Origin of the sequence: Croceivirga thetidis (assembly GCF_012272815.1) — a bacterium.
Taxonomy (GTDB): domain Bacteria; phylum Bacteroidota; class Bacteroidia; order Flavobacteriales; family Flavobacteriaceae; genus Croceivirga; species Croceivirga thetidis.
The window spans coordinates 615,231-633,937 of record NZ_JAAWWL010000002.1 but is presented as its reverse complement, the minus strand read 5'-3'; the positions used below and the strand labels follow the sequence as shown (position 1 = coordinate 633,937).

At 39.0% G+C, this 18,707-nt stretch carries 17 protein-coding genes; 8 read left to right on the top strand and 9 right to left on the bottom strand.

Annotated elements, in window-relative coordinates:
• Positions 1-5 precede the first annotated feature (5 nt).
• Positions 6-3,290 (top strand): beta-galactosidase, LacZ type, encoded by a 3,285-nt coding sequence (gene lacZ / locus HCU67_RS10550; RefSeq protein ID WP_210423686.1) that lies wholly within the window; start codon positions 6-8, stop codon positions 3,288-3,290.
• A 109-nt stretch (positions 3,291-3,399) separates the two neighbouring features.
• Here lacZ and HCU67_RS10545 read toward each other — a convergent pair whose 3' ends face one another.
• On the bottom strand, positions 3,400-4,449 hold the full coding sequence (locus tag HCU67_RS10545; protein ID WP_246865759.1) for an N-acetyltransferase DgcN family protein: 1,050 nt from the start codon (positions 4,447-4,449) through the stop codon (positions 3,400-3,402).
• Positions 4,449-5,492 carry a dipeptide epimerase gene (locus HCU67_RS10540; protein WP_168552588.1) on the bottom strand — a complete coding sequence of 348 codons (1,044 nt, stop codon included), beginning with the start codon at positions 5,490-5,492 and terminating at the stop codon, positions 4,449-4,451. Before HCU67_RS10540 ends, HCU67_RS10545 begins: the two co-directional genes overlap by 1 nt.
• 90 nt (positions 5,493-5,582) lie before the next feature.
• On the opposite strand from HCU67_RS10540, the gene ung reads away from it, so the two are divergent.
• Complete coding sequence (gene ung, locus HCU67_RS10535) at positions 5,583-6,248, top strand: uracil-DNA glycosylase (protein ID WP_168552587.1); 666 nt, start codon at positions 5,583-5,585, stop codon at positions 6,246-6,248.
• Between the two features lie 65 nt (positions 6,249-6,313).
• The gene (locus tag HCU67_RS10530) at positions 6,314-6,718 is read left to right on the top strand and encodes a response regulator (RefSeq protein ID WP_168552586.1); all 405 of its coding nucleotides are present in this window, start codon (positions 6,314-6,316) and stop codon (positions 6,716-6,718) included.
• Here HCU67_RS10530 and HCU67_RS10525 read toward each other — a convergent pair.
• The 7 genes from HCU67_RS10525 to HCU67_RS10495 form a co-directional block, all read right to left on the bottom strand.
• Positions 6,711-7,565, bottom strand: a complete 855-nt coding sequence (locus HCU67_RS10525) for a substrate-binding domain-containing protein (protein ID WP_168552585.1) — start codon at positions 7,563-7,565, stop codon at positions 6,711-6,713. The genes HCU67_RS10530 and HCU67_RS10525 overlap by 8 nt on opposite strands.
• Positions 7,552-9,591: a polyphosphate kinase 1 gene (ppk1, locus tag HCU67_RS10520; protein WP_168552584.1), complete on the bottom strand. Its 2,040-nt coding sequence runs from the start codon at positions 9,589-9,591 to the stop codon at positions 7,552-7,554. The genes HCU67_RS10525 and ppk1 overlap by 14 nt, the downstream gene beginning before the upstream one ends.
• A gap of 62 nt (positions 9,592-9,653) precedes the next feature.
• The gene (locus HCU67_RS10515; protein ID WP_168552583.1) at positions 9,654-10,535 is read right to left on the bottom strand and encodes a nucleoside phosphorylase; all 882 of its coding nucleotides are present in this window, start codon (positions 10,533-10,535) and stop codon (positions 9,654-9,656) included.
• 3 nt (positions 10,536-10,538) lie between these two features.
• Complete coding sequence (locus tag HCU67_RS10510; RefSeq protein ID WP_168552582.1) at positions 10,539-11,471, bottom strand: DUF1835 domain-containing protein; 933 nt, start codon at positions 11,469-11,471, stop codon at positions 10,539-10,541.
• A 147-nt stretch (positions 11,472-11,618) separates the two neighbouring features.
• Positions 11,619-11,948 carry a translation initiation factor gene (locus HCU67_RS10505; protein ID WP_168552581.1) on the bottom strand — a complete coding sequence of 110 codons (330 nt, stop codon included), beginning with the start codon at positions 11,946-11,948 and terminating at the stop codon, positions 11,619-11,621.
• 5 nt (positions 11,949-11,953) lie between these two features.
• A complete protein-coding gene (locus HCU67_RS10500) occupies positions 11,954-12,478 on the bottom strand; it encodes a hypothetical protein (protein WP_168552580.1) in 525 nt (174 codons plus the stop codon).
• Positions 12,479-12,482: 4 nt separating this feature from the next.
• The gene (locus HCU67_RS10495) at positions 12,483-13,433 is read right to left on the bottom strand and encodes an isopenicillin N synthase family dioxygenase (RefSeq protein ID WP_168552579.1); all 951 of its coding nucleotides are present in this window, start codon (positions 13,431-13,433) and stop codon (positions 12,483-12,485) included.
• 108 nt (positions 13,434-13,541) lie between these two features.
• Between HCU67_RS10495 and HCU67_RS10490 the strand changes: the two genes are divergently transcribed.
• The 5 genes from HCU67_RS10490 to HCU67_RS10470 all read left to right on the top strand — a co-directional run bounded on the left by HCU67_RS10490 (position 13,542) and on the right by HCU67_RS10470 (position 18,703).
• Positions 13,542-15,518: an alpha-ketoacid dehydrogenase subunit alpha/beta gene (locus HCU67_RS10490; protein WP_168552578.1), complete on the top strand. Its 1,977-nt coding sequence runs from the start codon at positions 13,542-13,544 to the stop codon at positions 15,516-15,518.
• 81 nt (positions 15,519-15,599) lie between these two features.
• A complete protein-coding gene (locus tag HCU67_RS10485; protein WP_168552577.1) occupies positions 15,600-16,085 on the top strand; it encodes a lipocalin-like domain-containing protein in 486 nt (161 codons plus the stop codon).
• Between the two features lie 7 nt (positions 16,086-16,092).
• Positions 16,093-16,785, top strand: coding sequence for a YiaD family glycine zipper/OmpA-like lipoprotein (locus tag HCU67_RS10480; RefSeq protein WP_168552576.1), 693 nt, complete (start codon positions 16,093-16,095; stop codon positions 16,783-16,785).
• Positions 16,786-16,865: 80 nt separating this feature from the next.
• Positions 16,866-17,990 carry an FAD-dependent oxidoreductase gene (locus HCU67_RS10475; protein WP_168552575.1) on the top strand — a complete coding sequence of 375 codons (1,125 nt, stop codon included), beginning with the start codon at positions 16,866-16,868 and terminating at the stop codon, positions 17,988-17,990.
• Positions 17,987-18,703, top strand: coding sequence for a methyltransferase domain-containing protein (locus tag HCU67_RS10470; RefSeq protein WP_168552574.1), 717 nt, complete (start codon positions 17,987-17,989; stop codon positions 18,701-18,703). The genes HCU67_RS10475 and HCU67_RS10470 overlap by 4 nt, the downstream gene beginning before the upstream one ends.
• Positions 18,704-18,707: the final 4 nt, after the last annotated feature.

Here is an 18,707-nt window from a genome sequence, read left to right as displayed (position 1 = left end):
TGAAAATGGAATTTGAAAATCTGTATCTTGATCAGAATAAACTATTACTTCAATTTTCCGATGTTATGAGGGCTTTACAGGCAACCGTTTTACTAATAGGCACATTGATTACCTTAGAACTATCCGCTCAAAATCAAAATGATTGGGAAAATCCGTTGATTGTTGGCATTAACAAGCTACCGCCAAGGGCAACCTCTATTTCCTTTCCGAATGAAGAATTAGCCTTGGGAGGCAAGATTGAGTCGAGTCCTAATTACAGGAATTTAAATGGCAATTGGAAGTTTCACTTCTCATCTTTGGTGGAAGATGCAGTTGAAAATTTTGAAAAAGTTGATTTTAATGATTCATCATGGCCAGAAATTCCAGTTCCAGCGAATTGGGAACTTCATGGTTTCGGGCAAGCCATCTATACTAATATCATCTATCCGTTTGAACCAGTTGACCCTCCTAATATTCCCGAAGATGATAGTCCTGTTGGTCAGTATAGAACAAGTTTTGAAATAGATGAAGCATGGTCCGATAAAAAAATAATACTTCATTTTGGGGGTGTAAGCTCAGCATTTTATGTCTATTTGAATGGCAATAGAATAGGATACAGTCAGGGGAGTAGACTGCCTGCCGAATTTGATATAACGAATCAAATGAGGGTTGGAACCAATGTATTGGCAGTAAAGGTATTTCGTTGGAGTGATGGATCTTATTTAGAAGACCAAGATCATTGGCGTTTGAGCGGAATACATAGAAATGTATACCTCGAGGCAATGCCCAAAACACATATTCAAGACTTTTTTGTCAAAACAGAGCTTGATCAAGACTATAAAAACGCCGAACTGATTATTCGGCCAAAGGTAATTGTAGAAAACCCCAATAAAATTGAGGATTGGAAACTTGTAGCTAAGTTGTTCGATGACACTAATGAAGTTGTTAGTGGTGAAATGACAATCTCTTTGTCTGAAGTCATCAAAGAAACCTATCCGCAAAGAGGAAATGTACCTTTCGGTATGTTAAAGGCGTCTATTGAAAATCCAAAAAAATGGTCTGCCGAAACCCCCAATCTATACGGGCTTGTATTGTATTTAAGAAATGGCGAAGGTCAATTGGTTGAAACTAGAAGTACCAAGGTAGGTTTTCGAAAGTATGAGGTTATCGATGGGGAATTTTTTGTGAATGGAAAATCTGTACTCCTATACGGGGTTAATAGGCACGACCATAGCCAACATACTGGCAAGGCTGTTTCCAAATCCATTATGGAAAAGGACATTGAATTAATGAAGCAGTTAAATTTCAATGCTGTACGCACCTCTCATTATCCCAATGACCCCTATTGGTATGAGCTCTGTGATACCTACGGTTTGTATGTGATGGATGAAACCAATATCGAAACCCATGGCATAGGGGGGCTTTTGTCAAACAATCCTCAATGGGCCAATGCCCATTTAGAACGAGCTATCCGTATGGTGGAACGTGATAAGAATCACCCATCCATATTCTCATGGTCTTTAGGAAATGAAAGTGGCTCAGGTCCCAATCATGCGGCAATGTCGTCATGGATAAAATCATATGACCCTGAGCGGTTAATTCATTATGAGGGTGCCCAACCTGGGCATGGGGAGTTGGACTACAAGCAAACAGATAAAACTAAATGGAATCTTACACCAGACCCTTTCTATGTGGATATGAAAAGTCGAATGTATTCCAGCGTTGATTTTATGGTTGAAATTGCGAATCAAGAAGCGGACACAAGACCCGTTATTTGGTGTGAATATGCCCATGCCATGGGCAATTCATTAGGAAACTTTGGTTCGTTTTGGAAAGCAATCAAAGAAAACAAAAGACTGATAGGGGCTTTTATTTGGGATTGGACCGATGGTTCCTTGCTAACTAAAAACGCAGAGGGCAAAGAGTACTTGGCCTATGGTGGCGATTTTGGCGAAAAAATTCATAGCGGAAATTTCAATAACAACGGCATATTAGCACCGGATCAAAGCATAAAGCCGGAAGCGAAAGAAGCAAAAAAAATACAGCAGCCTATCGAGATCAGTGCCAAATCACTTGCCGACGGGATTTTCACAATTCGGAATAGACATCATTTTACGAATCTATCAGAATATTCCATTGCATGGCGGATTGAAGAAGATGGGCAGCTACTTCAAAATGGAAATTTATCCCCCGAAAATGTATTGCCTGATGCTATAGCGGACATAAAAATTGATTTTGAAAAGCCAAAGGTGAGTCCTGGGTCAAAGTATTACTTGACGTTGAGTTTTCGATTGAACGAAGAAAAACCATGGGCAGCAAAGGATTTTGAAGTTGCCTGGGAGCAATTTGAGCTACCATTCTTTGAAAAGGAACTACTGCAAAATTCATTTCCTGATGCAAATTTTGAAGTTGACTCAACTGCAATTCTAAAAACAATTGCAGTAAGCGATATTTCCTATTCCTTCAATTCAGCAAATGGATTTCTGGAGTCTTTAAAAATGGGAGGGAAGGAAATTCTGAAGAAACCAATAAGGCCCAATTTTTGGCGGCCACCAACAGATAATGATATAGGTTCGGGAATGTTGGAGCGACAAGGGTATTGGAAAACCGTTCCAGAGGGTCTGATTTTGAAATCAAAACAGCAAACGAATGAAGCCGATTACATTCACTTAACAATGGATTATGAAGCTTCCGGCCCTGAAGTAAGCAGTAAACCTCTTGCTTTACGATTGCACTATAAGATTTTTAAGGATGGTGTTTTGAAAATTAGGCAAGAAATCGATGTCCCTTCGTACTTTCCCAATTTACCGAGGTTAGGACTACAAATGGGATTGGACAATGATATGGATGCCATGAGATGGTTGGGAAAAGGTCCGCATGAAAATTACTCAGACCGTGTTTCCAGTACTCGTTTTGGCCGCTATGCAAAATCAATAAAAGAAGACTTTTTCCACTATGTAAGGCCTCAAGAGAGCAATAATTATACAGGTGTTCGATGGGCAAGTTTTACAAACCAGAAGGGCATAGGCCTTGAGGTACTTGCATTAAATGAATTGAGTATTAGTGCATGGCCCTATAGCATGGAAGAACTTTCAAAACCTCGAGGACATATTGCGGATTTGAATTTAAACGATTTCAATACGATCAATATCGATTATCGTCAAATGGGTGTTGGGGGCGATGACAGTTGGTCAATTGTTGGCAGACCACATGCAGCATATCGTATTCCACCTAAATCATATGCATATGATTTTGTAATTCGTCCTTTAAGACAAAAGGTGGAAACTATAAATCTGGTCGAATATGATTAGGATTTAAATGCATCAATTGCCTGCAATTGGGCTACCAAAGATTCCAACAGCCATCTCGACCCACAGCAGTAAAAGAACTAAGATTAGGACTATCAATAGGATAAGACGCTTATTTTTTTTCATCTAAAATTGAGCTTACGGCTGTCAATAGTTTTTCCGTTCCGAAACGAACAACATCTGTTGTTGGCAAATTGATCAAGTGCTCGATTTCGTCGCGCTTTTCTATAGCCTCCTGGTCTGTCAATCCAACAGTGTTCAAGGCAATTGCGATTGTCTTTGCCCTTGTTTGTGAACCACATACTTGGGCTACAGCCTCATTTAAGGTGATGAATTCGTCAAGGGGTGGAATTTGTATATGGGAAACTGGAAAACGCAAATGCCTATGGGCCGCCTTATGGCATAAAATTAAATGGGTAGGCTGGGACCCGCGTATTAAGGGGAGAGTGGCCGTGCTGCCTGGGTGGGCCAAGGACCCTTGCCCTTCAATAATGATTACATCTTTATCCTGTAATTCCAATACTGCTTGTTCAACTGCACCAGCTGCCTGATCTACCTTTATCGCATCTAAAGGAATACCGTTACCCATCAAAGTGATTCCAATTTGTCCCGTAGGCACGAAGCCTGCATTGATTCCATTTTCAATTAGGGTAGCATATAGTTCCAGCCCAGCAGTCATTTTGCCCGCCGCCATATCAGTACCGATCATTAGAATTCTGATATTCTTTAACTCAGCGGCCTTTGCAGTCGCGATTGGATAGGAGTGTGCGGGTTTGCGAACGTCCCAAATACTATTTGTTGTTAGTAAGTGCCCAAAACGGGCATTTAAATCATCATGTAGACCGTTTATCAATGACAATCCGTTTTTTAAGGCGTGTGAAATAGGGGAGTCCCACTCAGCAGGAAATCTTCCACCGCTTGGGGCAATACCCAAAACCAGAATCTCGGCATTTAAGGCGATTGCCTCATCAACAGTAGCAACAACAGGAATGGAGTAAGGTAGGTCAACAGCTTCTTTAACGGATTGGCCAGCATAATTGGAATCGATTACACATACAATGGGGTGCTTGGAAAAGCGCATAAGACCATATCCCATCTTGCCTGAATCGTTATCCAGCGCACCCTCCATGAAAATTGCCAATTTTTGATTGGAATTGAACATTAAGCTTCGGATTTGAATTTTCCACCATGCCCCGGAATGTCCAACGGCATGGTAATTTCATTAATTATTGGAGCACCCTCGCAAGGGTCTGGATTCAAATTTAAATGCGAATCAAGGTCTATATGGTCAAGGGCGCCGGAAACTGCCGCACCAGCTGCAATGGAAATTGAAGATTCGCCCATACAACCAATCATGGTCTTTAGCCCAAATGCATTCGCGGTTGCTATTATTCGCAAAGCACCGGTTATTCCCCCGCATTTCATTAGCTTCATGTTAACCCCATCAACCGAGTGGGCCCATTTTGGAATATCGGTTGCAAAACGACAACTTTCATCAACAAAAATGGGTAAAGGCCTATTTTCAAATAATTCTGTTAATAATGCTTCATCACCTTCTTTTAAAGGTTGTTCTACATATTCGCAATTTCGTTCTGAAAGCCATTGCATCATATGTTTAGCGTCATTTAGGTTCCAACCTCCGTTTGCATCAACACGAATGGAAATGGGGTAGGATTGGTGGTAGCGCAACACTTCAGCGTACATAGCTTTGTCCGCCTCGATTCCTTCAGGATTACCAAGTTTCACTTTTAATGTTCTTAGCCCATCTTGTTCTAAAATAATTGGGAGTCTTTCTTTTGCCTCATCAGGGGACATAATGCCCAAGGTAACCGAAGTGGCATGGGTTGGTTTCGAGAAACCCAAAAGTTGGTAGAGGGGCATTCCTGCTTTTTTTGCCTTCAAATCCCATAGGGCGATATCCAAAGCGGCAAGTGCACAAGGTGCTATCCCCGTTTCCAAGCCTCTATCATAAACATCATGAGGTGAATTGAAATCAAGATTTTCTCGAAGCAAACGCTCCAAGTGTTCTTGTGCTTCTTCTGCTGTTCCTGCACCTTCTGACGTTCCAGGTGAGGTCTCCCCCCAACCAATGTGCTCGCCATCATTAACCGAAACGTACAGATTGTATTGGCCGTCTCGAACACCACGACTAATACGCAGTGGAAACCGCTTCTTCAGGTATTTTATGGTAAAATCTACTTGCATTTTAACTGTTGTTCGTTTAAAAATATCTGATTTTGAATTTCTATTCAAAGAAATAGTGGCCAAAGTGTATTTTTATGGGAAATCCCGAAAATGAACGTTCAAATTGAGCCTTCTTGGAAGGTTAAGCTCCGACCAGAATTTGACAAACCCTATTTTCACGAACTCACGCAGTTTGTAAAACAGGAATACAGCTCTGCACAATGCTATCCTCCCGGAAAGAAAATATTTGCTGCATTTGACCATTGCCCGTTTCAAGAAACAAAGGTTGTCATTATTGGGCAAGACCCTTATCATGGTCCTAATCAGGCCAATGGTCTTTGTTTTTCCGTTGCAGACGGAGTACCGCACCCACCTTCTTTGGTGAATATATTCAAAGAAATCAAGGTCGATATGGGAAAAGCTTATCCTGAAAGTGGAAATCTAGAGCGATGGGCAAAGCAAGGGGTGCTTTTATTGAACGCTACCTTAACAGTAAGAGCTCACCAGGCTGGAAGTCATCAAAAAAAAGGCTGGGAAACCTTCACGGATGCTACGATAAAAGCAGTTTCTGAGCATTTGCAAGGGGTGGTTTTTCTTCTCTGGGGCGGATTTGCAAAGAAAAAGGCAGCACTAATTGACAGGACAAAACATCACGTTCTAACATCAGGCCATCCATCACCTCTAAGTGCCAATAGGGGGTTGTGGTTTGGAAATCAACACTTTAGTCAAACAAATTTGTTATTAAATAGTCAAGGAATTGACTCAATTGAATGGTAGTAGGATTATTATTTTTAAAATAATAAGAAAAATACTACGTTTGATGTAATAACAAATACGAATTTTTGAAGGGATTAAATACTGTTTTATTGGTGGATGATGATGAAACCACCAACTTCTTAAATAAATTCTTTATAAAGCAACTCGATTCTGAGATGAGGGTAGAAACCCTTGGGAATGGGAGGGAAGCTATTGATTTTATTGTGGCCAATCACAAAAACGGTTTGCTTCCAGCCCTTGTTATCTTAGATACCAACATGCCAGTTATGAATGGTTGGGATTTTCTTGATACCCTAGAAACAGAGTTTGACGAATCCGTAAAGGATAGACTGATAGTTGTAATGCTTACGGCGTTAGAAACTGAAGAGGCCGTAGGTCAAGCATTAGCGCACCCTTGCGTTACGGATACTGCCCAAAAACCATTATCAGATTTGAAATTCAGGGTGTTGATTAATAAGTACTTTAATTAGTCTTTGCCAGAAAGTGCGATGCAGGTTTGATTTCATCAATTAACCCAAGTTCATATAGTTCTTCTTGAACTTTAAGCAATTCGCCCTCCACTAACTGTTCTTGTGCCCACTCCGTATTTTGTAACCATTCCTTAATATCTTCAAGCTTTTGACCATAGTTGTTGCTCAACGTTCGGTCAATACTTGGTATCTGTTTGAATTCTAGGGTGTACGTATTGATAATTTCCAAAATATGATTAAGGATTTTGGGTTCTGTGCTTAAAATCTTGTCTGTTGCAGCAATTACGAAACAAGGCCAAGGGGTAGGGCAATCCCCTAATCTTCTAAAAACTCCCGAATCTACTAAAGGTTTGGTAGTGAAATGTTCCCACATGAAATATTGTGCGTCGTTTTCAGTCAAGGCTTTAACAGCGTTGTCCAAATTATTTACAATCTCGAACTTTAGAGTTTGTGCATTCCACTTATTCCTACGTGCATTCACAAAAGCCATAAGATGACTACCACTACCAAATCTACTAATGGCGGCCTTTTCGTTTCTTAATTCTTCGATAGATTGAAATGGACTCTTTGCAGCAACATGAATACCCCAAAGCAACGGGCTGTTAACGTAAATCTGTAAAATTTTACTTTGGTTTCCTTCTGTAATACTCTTAACAAGTCCTTCGGTTAGAATAATTGCCAGATCGGTTTCTCCGGAAGCCAACATTTTAGCCATACGCCCAGTGCCTTCTGGAATATCTTCCCATATCAAGTCGATACCGCGATCTTCAAAGGCCCCGTCATCAATAGCCATGTGCCAAGGCAGATTAAAATGCTCTGGAACCCCAATAATTTTAATTGTCTTCATTCAACTTTTTCCTTAAGTAATCGTATATGGCATATTGTGAACGAATTGTTGGTTCACCCTCTTTAGGAACAACACGGGTATTGCTATCTTCAGCATCCAAAATCCGTGCTTTTACATTATCCGATAATTGTATTGCTAAAATATCTTCTAGTTCTTGGAATACATCAGAATCCAAAATGGGGGTGAGGACTTCAATTCGACGGTCTAGATTTCTTGTCATCCAATCCGCTGACCCAATGAACATCTTTTTTTTGCCACCATTTTCAAAAAGGTAAATTCGGCCATGTTCCAAATAGCGGTCGATTATACTGGTTATTTTTATAGGGACCTCATTTTTTGATAAGTTTTCTCTTCTGTTTATAAGACAACAAAATCCCCTTACTAAAAGTGTTACTTCAACACCTGCTTCACTAGCCCTGTACAGTGCGGAAATCATTTTTGAATCTTCCAGACTGTTCATTTTTGCTGTAATTTTTGCTGGTTTCCCTGCTTGGGCAAAAAGAATTTCGTTCTGTATTAATTCCAAAAATGTACTTCTTGTTGTAAATGGTGAAACCAAAAGGTGCTTTAGTTTTGGAATGATTAGTTTTCGTTCCAACACATCAAAGACCTGAGCTAAATCTGAAGTAATTTTCTTATGGGCCGTAAAAAGACCATGATCACAGTAAAGTTTCGCGGTTTTAGCATTGAAATTACCAGTGCCAATATAGGCATATCGTGTAAGTATTTCATTTTCAAATCTTTCTACCAATGCAATTTTTGAATGCACCTTAATATTAGGAACACTGAAAATTACATTAGCCCCTTTTTCCTTGAAAATCCGACCCCATTTGATATTATTTTCCTCATCAAAGCGCGCTTGGGCTTCAACAAACACCACAACTTCCTTTTTATTTTCTAGCGCTTTAAGTATCGAATCGGTTAATTGTGAAGTTTTGGCAATTCTGTAAAGTGAAAGCTTAATTGAGGTAACCGAGGGGTCAGTGGCAGCAGCAGAAATGAAGTTTTCAACGGAAGAAAACTCTTGATAAGGAAAATGAACCAATTGGTCTTTTTTCTTGATTTCTCCAAATATATCTGTGGTTTGTGATAAACTAGGATGTTGAAGTGCGGGCAATGCCTTGTATAACAAGTCTTCCTTGCCTTCAGGTGTGGGGAATGCGAAAAAATCTGAAGTATTGTGGTAGCGACCTCCTGCCATCATATCAACATCGCTCAAATCAAGTGCTTGTTTTAGTTGCTGTATTAGATAATCAGGCATATTTATGTCATATAACAATCGTGTAGGTTGACCTGATTTACGTTTGCCCAGTGATTGGTATATTTTCTCAACCAATTCTGTATTGGTGTAGTCATCTTCCAAATACAATTGCGCATCCCTCGACATTTTTATTGAAAAAGAGTCTTTAACCGTTTTGTTTGGAAAAAGCTTTTGGATGTTAGCCCGAAGGATATCGTCTAAATATATATACTGGTGGTCTTCACCAGGTAATTCAATAAATCTTCCACATGACTTTGAAGGAATGGTAATCGTATCAAAATCATGTTCATTGAATACCACGATCAGATACAACCTACTATCCTTTACGTCTTGTGGGGCAACAATATCAATTACAGAGCAATACTGTTTGACTTCGGTATCAAAGTAGTTCTGAACAAATTGTTGCTGCTGTTGTGAAAGATTCGTATTTCTTTTAATGTAGATTCCATGACCTTCCAATTCAGAAAGCGTCTTGCTAATAATTCTGCCAAATTGCTCTTGCTGATTGGCCACAGTCTTTAAAATGAACTTAAGGGTTTTATTGGCCTTGGTCATTAATTTTTTACGCAATTCCTTATCAACGGATTTTAATTGTCGTAATTGGGAGATGCGAACCTTAAAGAATTCATCCAGATTGGAAGAGAAAATAGCTAAAAATTTAAGCCGTTCAAGGGGAGGGGTATTTGGGTCCTCTGCTTCTTGTAAAACACGTTGATTAAAGTAAAGCCAACTTATATCCCGATGTTTGTAAGGTCTATTTTCCATTCAAATATATCTGTGTAACCCCAAAAATATGGAAATGAAATCCAGCGTAGTTAAAACTAAAGTTAAGAGGAGAGTCCTTCAATTTTTTCTAAAGTGTACATGATGACTTTCTCAATTGTTTTCTGTGGTTTTTTTGAGAAATTACCTGTGGCCCTATTTGCTAAAATTGCATTAATGGAAAGGGCTTTATGACCCAAAATATGTGCCATTCCATAGATTCCTGCGGTCTCCATTTCTAAATTTGTTATTCGATTGTTTTGAAAACGGAAGGCTCTTAGTTTTTCAAAAAAATCGTTCAAAGTTGGTGACAATCGAATTCTTCGGCCTTGAGGACCATAAAATCCAGCATTAGTAACGGTATAACCGGCTTTTGTTTGGCTAGATGTGAATTCATTTAATAAATAATCGTTGCCGATTGTTACATATGGTGAAATGTTATTGCTTGACCAGTTCAAGTACTGGGTAAGACTTTCTTGTAAATTAATTTGGAATGGTGATTGGCTGAATTTATAAAAATGGAGCAGCCCTTCCAGCCCAATGGCAACTTCACTAATTAGTACACTATCTACCGGAATGTCTTTTTGTATACTACCAGAGGTGCCAATTCGGATGATATTTAACTCGGTCTTTTGATTTCGTTCTGTTTTGGATTCAAAGTCGATATTGAATAAGGCATCCAACTCGTTCAGAACAATGTCGATATTATCGGTTCCAATACCGGTAGAAATTACGCTAACACGTTTTTTTCCAATGTGGCCGGTATGTGTACAAAACTCTCGTTTTGATTTTTTTAATTCAATTTCATCAAAATGTTTGGAGACCTCAGGCACCCTATCTGGGTCACCGACAGTGATTATAGTTTGCGCTACATCCTCAGGTAATAGGTTGAGATGATAAATGCTCCCATCAGAATTCAGGATAAGTTCTGATTCCGATAAATGCATTGACTACAATTTGTGTATTCTACCAGAATCGGTGTTGTATAGAAAACTATATTTCAGAGAACCACCTAAATATGTAGTACTATTCCGCAATTTGGAATAATAATTTTCATTTCCTTTCAAAACCTGTAGTCCTTTCTTTGACAATTTAACTGGGGAAAAGGAGGTGAATAGAGGTTTTAAATTAGTTAAAAGCCTTTCATATTGGGTATCTCCATAACCATACACACCTTGTGTTTTTAAAATCTTACCAAGGAGTTCATTTTTAGAATCAGCTTTTTCATTGGATGCTAAGTGAAGGACTTTGTTCTCTACTGCATTCAAACCATTTTTTATGGTCGGAAAACGTTCAAGATGTGCCTTTACGGCACTAGACAGATATTCAAATTGATAGTCTCCAAAGTCTAGAAGATTTTCTAAGCGAATCGGATTGTCACTACAATACAGCTGCCAAACATAATCTGCATATTCAATATCGTCTTGGGAGAGAAGCGTTTTGTTTTCGTAGAGTTTGATTAATTGCTCATCTGAAAGCTCATTGAGCCCATACATTTTGCCTGAGTCATCTTCTTTGCCACTGCATACCAAATAAATCTTTGCATGCCGTCGATGTGTTTTGAGCCAGCTAAGTACTGCAAGCATATTTACTTGACAGAATAAATCATATTCAAACCATAGCACGATTTTGTCTTGCTGCTTATGATTACAAAGGGAACGATATTCTTTCAGGGTTTTCTCAACAAACCATGATTTTGATACACGATAATTCTTGTTTAGAAATTCAAATCGTGTTTTCCAAAATGATTCGCTACCGACATTACTCAATGTTTGGCCTTCACATAGCATCTCTCGCCATGTGATTATATCACCATCTAGGGGGAGTTGTTTTAGCCTACTGGTGAAACTATCCCCGTTGCTAATATGCAGGAGTGATTTCATTTTCAGATGTAGTTTTCGTTAGTTAGGAATGCTAAATGTACAGGTATTGCAAAAAAAACAAAAATTTATTGCCAAAAACCTGATGTTTCATATCCAAACTTTAACAGGAAGTATCTGCAAAAAAGATGGTTCTTTAATTTGGCTTGGTCAACCACCAACTCGTTTAACGGTAAACCCATTTTCTTTGAGAAAAGCCATGATTTTATCACGATAATCCCCTTGTATTAGTATGGATTCACCTTTGAAACTACCACCAACACTTAAATAGGATTTCAATGCTTTTGCCAATTTTCTGAAATCTTCTTTGGCACCATTGTAACCTTCAAGAATAGTTACAGGTTTTCCTTTACGCTTTTCGTATTTGCAAATAATAGGTTCGTCTTGAATCCAAAAATCTGGTTTTTCAATTTTTGGTTCGTTTGATTCCTCAGAAACATGGTCTGGAAATAGATTTTTCAATTGGTCGTGCAAATCCATTCGGTCTAATTTGGAAGATATTTTTGTGGAATTGGGTGTTCTTCACTTTCATTCATCCAGTAAATATTGACAATCCACCATCGTTCACCATCATTTAACAACTGAATGCTATTAATACCCCTAATAAACGGGGTGCTGTCATTTTGTTTTTGAAAAGAAGCATAGGTACTGAATACGTGCGCTATGTTGCCAAAAACATCTACTTCACGATGAATTTCTTTTTCAAAAAAACCATTTTCAACCAACCAATTGCCAGATGCTTTTATATAGTCTTTGGGGCTCATAAATTTTAAGCTCATTGAGCCATCGTCAGTTTGGCGAGATGGAATGAGCTTAGCTTTTGGGTGGAATAGATATTTAAAAAGGTCCCAATCACGCTCAATGCCTTTTTCGCCTGAAATCACATCGTAAAGCGTTTCGATAATACTATCCAAGTCCTTGACCTTTTCTTGGTAGACATTTTTTTGTTTTTGTGCTGGAACCGCTGTAAAAACTAGTAAAAGAAGTAGGGTAAGTCTCGTTTTAAACACAACTTTATTTTTTTACTAGACCCAACTCAATAAGCCGTTCGTTCAAAAAAGCCCCTGCAGTTATGTCTTCAAACTGTTTTGGATTATTCTCGTCAATACAATCCTCCAAACAATTTAATGGCATATCGCTTATGGGATGCATGAAAAACGGAATTGAATATCGTGAAGTACCCCAAAGCTCCTTTGGTGGATTTACAACTTGATGTATTGTTGATTTTAGTTTATTGTTGGTTAACCTTGAAAGCATATCACCAACATTTATCATCAATTGATCGGGTTTGGCAATGGCATCAATCCATTCTCCATTGTGATTTTTCACCTGTAAACCTTTGCCATGGGCTCCCATCAACAAGGTAATTAAATTGATGTCTCCATGTGCAGCTGCCCGAACGGCATTTTTTGGCTCCTGGGTTATAGGGGGATAGTGAATGGGGCGCAGTATTGAATTTCCGTTTTCAATGTAACGGTCGAAATACGTTTCATCCAAACCGAGATGGAGCGCAAGGGCTCGAAGTACATATTTCGCTGTTTTCTCAAGTTGTTTAAAGGTTTCTTTTCCCACTTCGTTAAAGGCAGGCAATTCGGATACCATTACATTATTTGGATACTCTTCTTCTAGCTTTGGATTGTTTTCAACATACTGCCCAAAATGCCAAAATTCTTTTAGGTCTCCTTCTTTTCTTCCTTTGGCGTGTTCCTTTCCAAACGAGGTATAACCGCGTTGGCCTCCGATACCCTCAATCTCATAGTTATCTTTTACTTCTTGCGGAAGAGAGAAGAATCTTTTGATTTCTCCATAAAGATCAGCTACCAATTGATCGGAAAGAAAATGCCCGCTTAATGCCACAAAGCCTATATCGCCGAATGCAGCGCCTATTTCATTAATGAATTTTGTTTTGCGTTCAGGCACACCTGAGGTAAAATCCCTTAAATCAACACTTGGAATTGAAGTCATATTTAGTGGTTTGAAGTCTACTACCAAAAATAAAGAATAACAATTCTATGACCTAGGTTTAAAGTGTTGGTTTTCCATTTTATTACATTTGAAGGCAAATACTAATGAATGCGATTTCACAAAGGAGTTCTTGAAGACGAACAATTAAAAACACTCTATCTCCAAATGCTGAAACCGCGGATGATAGAAGAGAAGATGCTGGTCTTACTTAGGCAGGGTAAGATTTCGAAATGGTTCAGTGGTATAGGGCAAGAGGCTATTTCAGTTGGTGTGTCCCATGCTTTAAAAACCGATGAGTATATTCTTCCGATGCACCGAAATTTAGGTGTTTTTACTTCGCGTAATATTCCATTAAACAGATTGTTTTCGCAATGGCAGGGAAAAGCCAGTGGATTTACCCAAGGCAGGGATAGAAGTTTTCATTTTGGTACGCAAGAATTCAACATAGTTGGGATGATATCGCATTTAGGCCCCCAATTAGGTGTAGCAAATGGAATAGCCCTTGGTGATTTGTTAAAGGAAAGAAAGGCGGTAACCGCAGTTTTCACTGGAGAAGGTGGGACAAGTGAAGGTGATTTTCATGAGGCATTGAACGTAGCTTCGGTTTGGAACTTGCCGGTGATATTTTGTATCGAAAACAATGGATATGGACTTTCAACCCCAACATCTGAACAATACAACTGTGAACATCTTGTGGATAGGGCCAAGGGGTACGGTATTGAAGGTAGAATAATAGACGGGAACAATATTCTGGATGTTTTCACTAAAGTTTCCGAGTTGGCCAGAACCATTCGTCAGCGGCCAAGGCCCATTTTACTGGAGTTTCAAACGTTTCGAATGCGCGGTCACGAAGAAGCAAGTGGCACGAAATATGTACCTGAGGAATTAATGCAAGAATGGGAGGCAAAGGACCCCATTCAAAACTATCAAGACTTTTTGCTGGAACAAGGTATTATCAATGAGGATTGGATTTCTGCCGAAAAGCAAAAAATAAGCAAGGAAATTGAGGAAAATCTTCAATTGGCATTTAATGAACCTATCGTTGATTCAGATATAAGTAAAGAATTAAATGAGGTATACCAAAATATTGAAATAGAAGTAATTGAACCTTCAAATAGCATTTCTAATATTCGTTTTGTAGATGCAATTTCAAAAGGATTGTATCAATCAATGAAGCGACACGAAAACTTGGTGATAATGGGTCAGGACGTAGCAGAATACGGGGGTGTTTTTAAAGTTACTGAAGGCTTTCATAGCGAATTTGGAATATCTCGAGTGCGTAATACTCCGATTTGTGAGTCGATAATTGTTTCAGCGGGCATGGGACTCGCAATAAATGGACATAAGGCAGTTGTTGAAATGCAATTCGCCGATTTTGTAAGTTCAGGATTCAACCCTATTGTAAATTATCTGGCAAAAGTAAATTACCGATGGGGGCAAAATGCTGATGTTGTTGTTCGAATGCCCTGCGGTGGCGGTGTTGGGGCAGGACCATTTCATTCCCAAACAAACGAAGCATGGTTTACCAAAACGCCAGGTTTAAAGGTGATTTACCCTGCATTTCCAGCTGATGCCAAAGGTTTATTGGCAATGGCTATTGAAGACCCCAACCCGGTTTTGTTCTTTGAGCACAAAGGATTATACCGAAGCGTATATGGAGATGTGCCAGACGATTTTTATCTACTGCCTTTAGGAAAAGCAAATCTGCTTACTGAGGGTGAAGAAATAACCATTGTTTCTTATGGAGCTGGAATACATTGGGCCTTGGAAACCTTGAAGCAATATCCTGAAATTAAGGCAGACCTAATTGACCTTAGAAGCCTGCAGCCTTTAGATACAGCGGCAATTTTCGAATCGGTTAAGAAAACCGGAAAACTTATTATTCTGCACGAGGATACGCTGTTTGGTGGAATTGGTAGTGATATCTCTGCATTGGTGATGGAAAATTGCTTTGAATTCTTAGATGCACCTGTGAAGCGAGTTGGAGCTTTGGAAACCCCTGTGCCTTTCGCTTCTTCTTTAGAAGCAAATTACCTACCCAAGAAAAGATTTGAAACCGAACTATTGCAATTACTTCAGTATTGAATTTAACTTTTGCTTAACGGTCTTTCATAATCCATTCTGTGTCTAAGACGTATATAGAGTAACTAAAAACTTTAGACAATTATGAAAACAAGCCAACTTCTGGCAATACTTGTGTTGCTGGTTACGATAACTTCTTGCTCTGTCTCAAAATCTGCAAGAACCCAGAGAAACATAATCAGTGGTACCTGGATTTTGGACAATATTGATTACGAAAATAATGAAGGTGCCTTTAGTTCTGTGATTTTTGGAGATGCCAAGGATTTGTGTTTTGAAGGAAGCAATTGGTACTTCAGGGACAATAATAGTACTGGCCGATACACCATAAAACAAGGGTCCTTGTGTCAGGGAGGTGATCGCTTTATTCGATGGTCTGTGGTAGAACCTGCTGATAGGGTGAGCCAATTGCAGTTCAAATTCATAGATGAAAAACGCAAAGACGTTTCCGGAGGTTTTGGATACCGATTGGATATTGCCAATCTAACCGAAACCGAAATGACTTTAAAATCAAATGTCAGTGTTGATGGTGAGCCCATTATCATAGTTTACGAATTCACAAAACAACAATAGAAGCAATATGAAAACATATATTTCAAAACCATTGGCCATGTTGGCCATATTCGGATTATTAGTTGGCTGTAACGCTACCAAAAATGCCAACAACAAACAAAAAGGTGCTGTGATTGGTGCTGTAGGAGGTGCTGTAATTGGCGGAGTAATTGGGAATAACGTCGGTAAAGGAAATACGGCTTTAGGTGCCATAATCGGAGCTGTTGTTGGCGGTGCTGCCGGTGGTTATATTGGTGACCGTATGGACCGTCAAGCAGAGCGAATTGAAGAAGAAATACCAGGAGCTGAAGTTCAACGTGTTGGCGAGGGTATCAATGTAACCTTTACAGAAGATGCAGGGGTCTATTTTGACACTAATAAATCTGATGTTAAAGGAACATCTGCCACTACACTCAACAAATTAGCGGATATTTTTAAAGAATATCCACAGACAAATATTTTGGTTGAAGGCCACACCGATAGTGCCGGCAGTGAAGAATATAATTGGGGTCTTTCCCAGCAGCGTGCAGAATCGGTTACCAATTATTTGGTCAACCAGGGCATCAGCAGTGGTAGATTTACGACTAAATGGTATGGTGAAGGACAGCCAAAGGCTACCAACGATACGAAAGAGGGAAAAGCACAGAACAGAAGGGTTGAATTGGCTATTGTAGCAAGTGATGCCTTGAAACAAGAAGCGATGCGCGAAACTAAGGGTTAATCCTTTTTCACGAATAGTAAAATCCCATTCCGGATGTAAATCAGGTTTGGGATTTTTTATTTTAGGCCTATCTTCACTAGGTGTTGGATTATGAAGTAATTATTATTGGAGCGGGGTTGGCAGGATTGACCGCGGCCATACATCTAAGCCAGAATTCGGTAAGTGTTTTGGTACTTGAAAAGTCACCTTTACCAAGACATAAAGTTTGTGGAGAATATATTTCCAATGAAGTTCGCCCTTATTTCAAGTCACTTGGAATAGATTTCGGTAAAGAATATCCGAGCATTTCTAAATTTAGATTGCAAACTACCAGCGGAAGAAGCACTTCATGTGAATTGCCATTAGGAGGTTTCGGCATTAGCCGATATGCCATTGATAACGGTCTCTACGTAAAGAGTTTAGAAAACGGGGTAAAATTCCGATTTGAAAATGTAGAAGACGTGGTCTTTAATAATAATTCGTTCTTAGTTGAGACTAAATCCGGAAGATTCCATTCAAAATATGTATTGGGATGTTTTGGTAAGCGTTCAACGATGGACAAAAAATTCAATCGCCCCTTTATACAGCGCAAATCACCATGGTTGGGAATCAAAGGACATTATTATTCAAAGGAATTTCCCCATGATTTGGTCGCCTTGGGCACATTTAAAGGTGGATATGGTGGGCTTTCAATGGTAGAAGACAATAAAGTCAATTTCTGTTATTTGGTTTCTTACGAATCTTTCAAAGAAATTGGAGATATCATGGGGTTCAATGAAAAGATAGTATCTAAGAATCCCATGCTCAGAGCGTTTTTAGAGCATTCCGAACTTACTGAAGATTTTATAAAACCAATCAGTATATCACAGATTTCCTTTGAGAAAAAACGTGCTGTTGAAAACCATATGCTCATGTGCGGAGATTCTGCAGGCTTGATTCATCCATTGTGTGGTAATGGAATGGCAATGGCAATTACAAGTGCCAAATTGGCCTCAGAGATTCTTATAGCGGGTTTGAAGGGGAGTATCGATAGAGATAACTTAGAGAAAACCTATTCTATCAAGTGGAAAAATGAATTTTCAAAACGACTTGCCTTTGGCAGGAACTTTCAGAACCTATTTCTAAAACCTTTCCTTTTGGAAAGTGGTCTTGGGATATTAAGGACCAACCAAAAGTTGTTGCCATATTTAATTTCTAAAACCCATGGTAAACCAATGGTAGTATGAAGAAACTTGATCACAGGAATACACAGAATGAATTAATGGATGATCCTGACTTGGAAATTCAAACTCTGAAAGCGGTATTTGTTGATATAAATCGTGTCAATTCCCTTTTGGCTGCACACCATATGGTGAAGAATAAAGTTTGGCAGACCGTTCAGGGAGATACGGAAAAGGATTATACCCTCTATGATTTTGGTTGTGGTGATGGTAACTTGTTACGAGAGCTGGCGGATTATCTTAGAAAGAAGAAGGTCAGATTTAAAATGGTTGGTTTGGATATTAGTCCTAAAGCAATAGCAATTGCAAAAGAAGCCTCAAAGGCCTATCCGGAAATTAGCTATTCAAAGGTGAATATTTTGAAAGAGGAAAATTCAATGGAACGCTGTGATATATTACTTTGTGGATTAACACTTCACCACTTTAAAACAGAAGATATACCCTTGCTGTTAGAACGATTCCAATCCATAACAAACATCGAAATCATCATCAATGATTTAAAACGGAGTTACTGGGCCTGTTTATGGTTTAAAATAATCAGTACCTTGTTTATAAAAACAAAAATTGCTAAAAATGATGGACTGGTTTCCATCAAAAGCGGATTTATAAAACCAGAAATCGAAGGTTTTGCAAATCAGCTGAAAACGGCTGTACACGATTTTAAATGGTATCCCAATTATCGATTTATTTGGTCAATAAAACAGCCACAATTCAATTGAATTT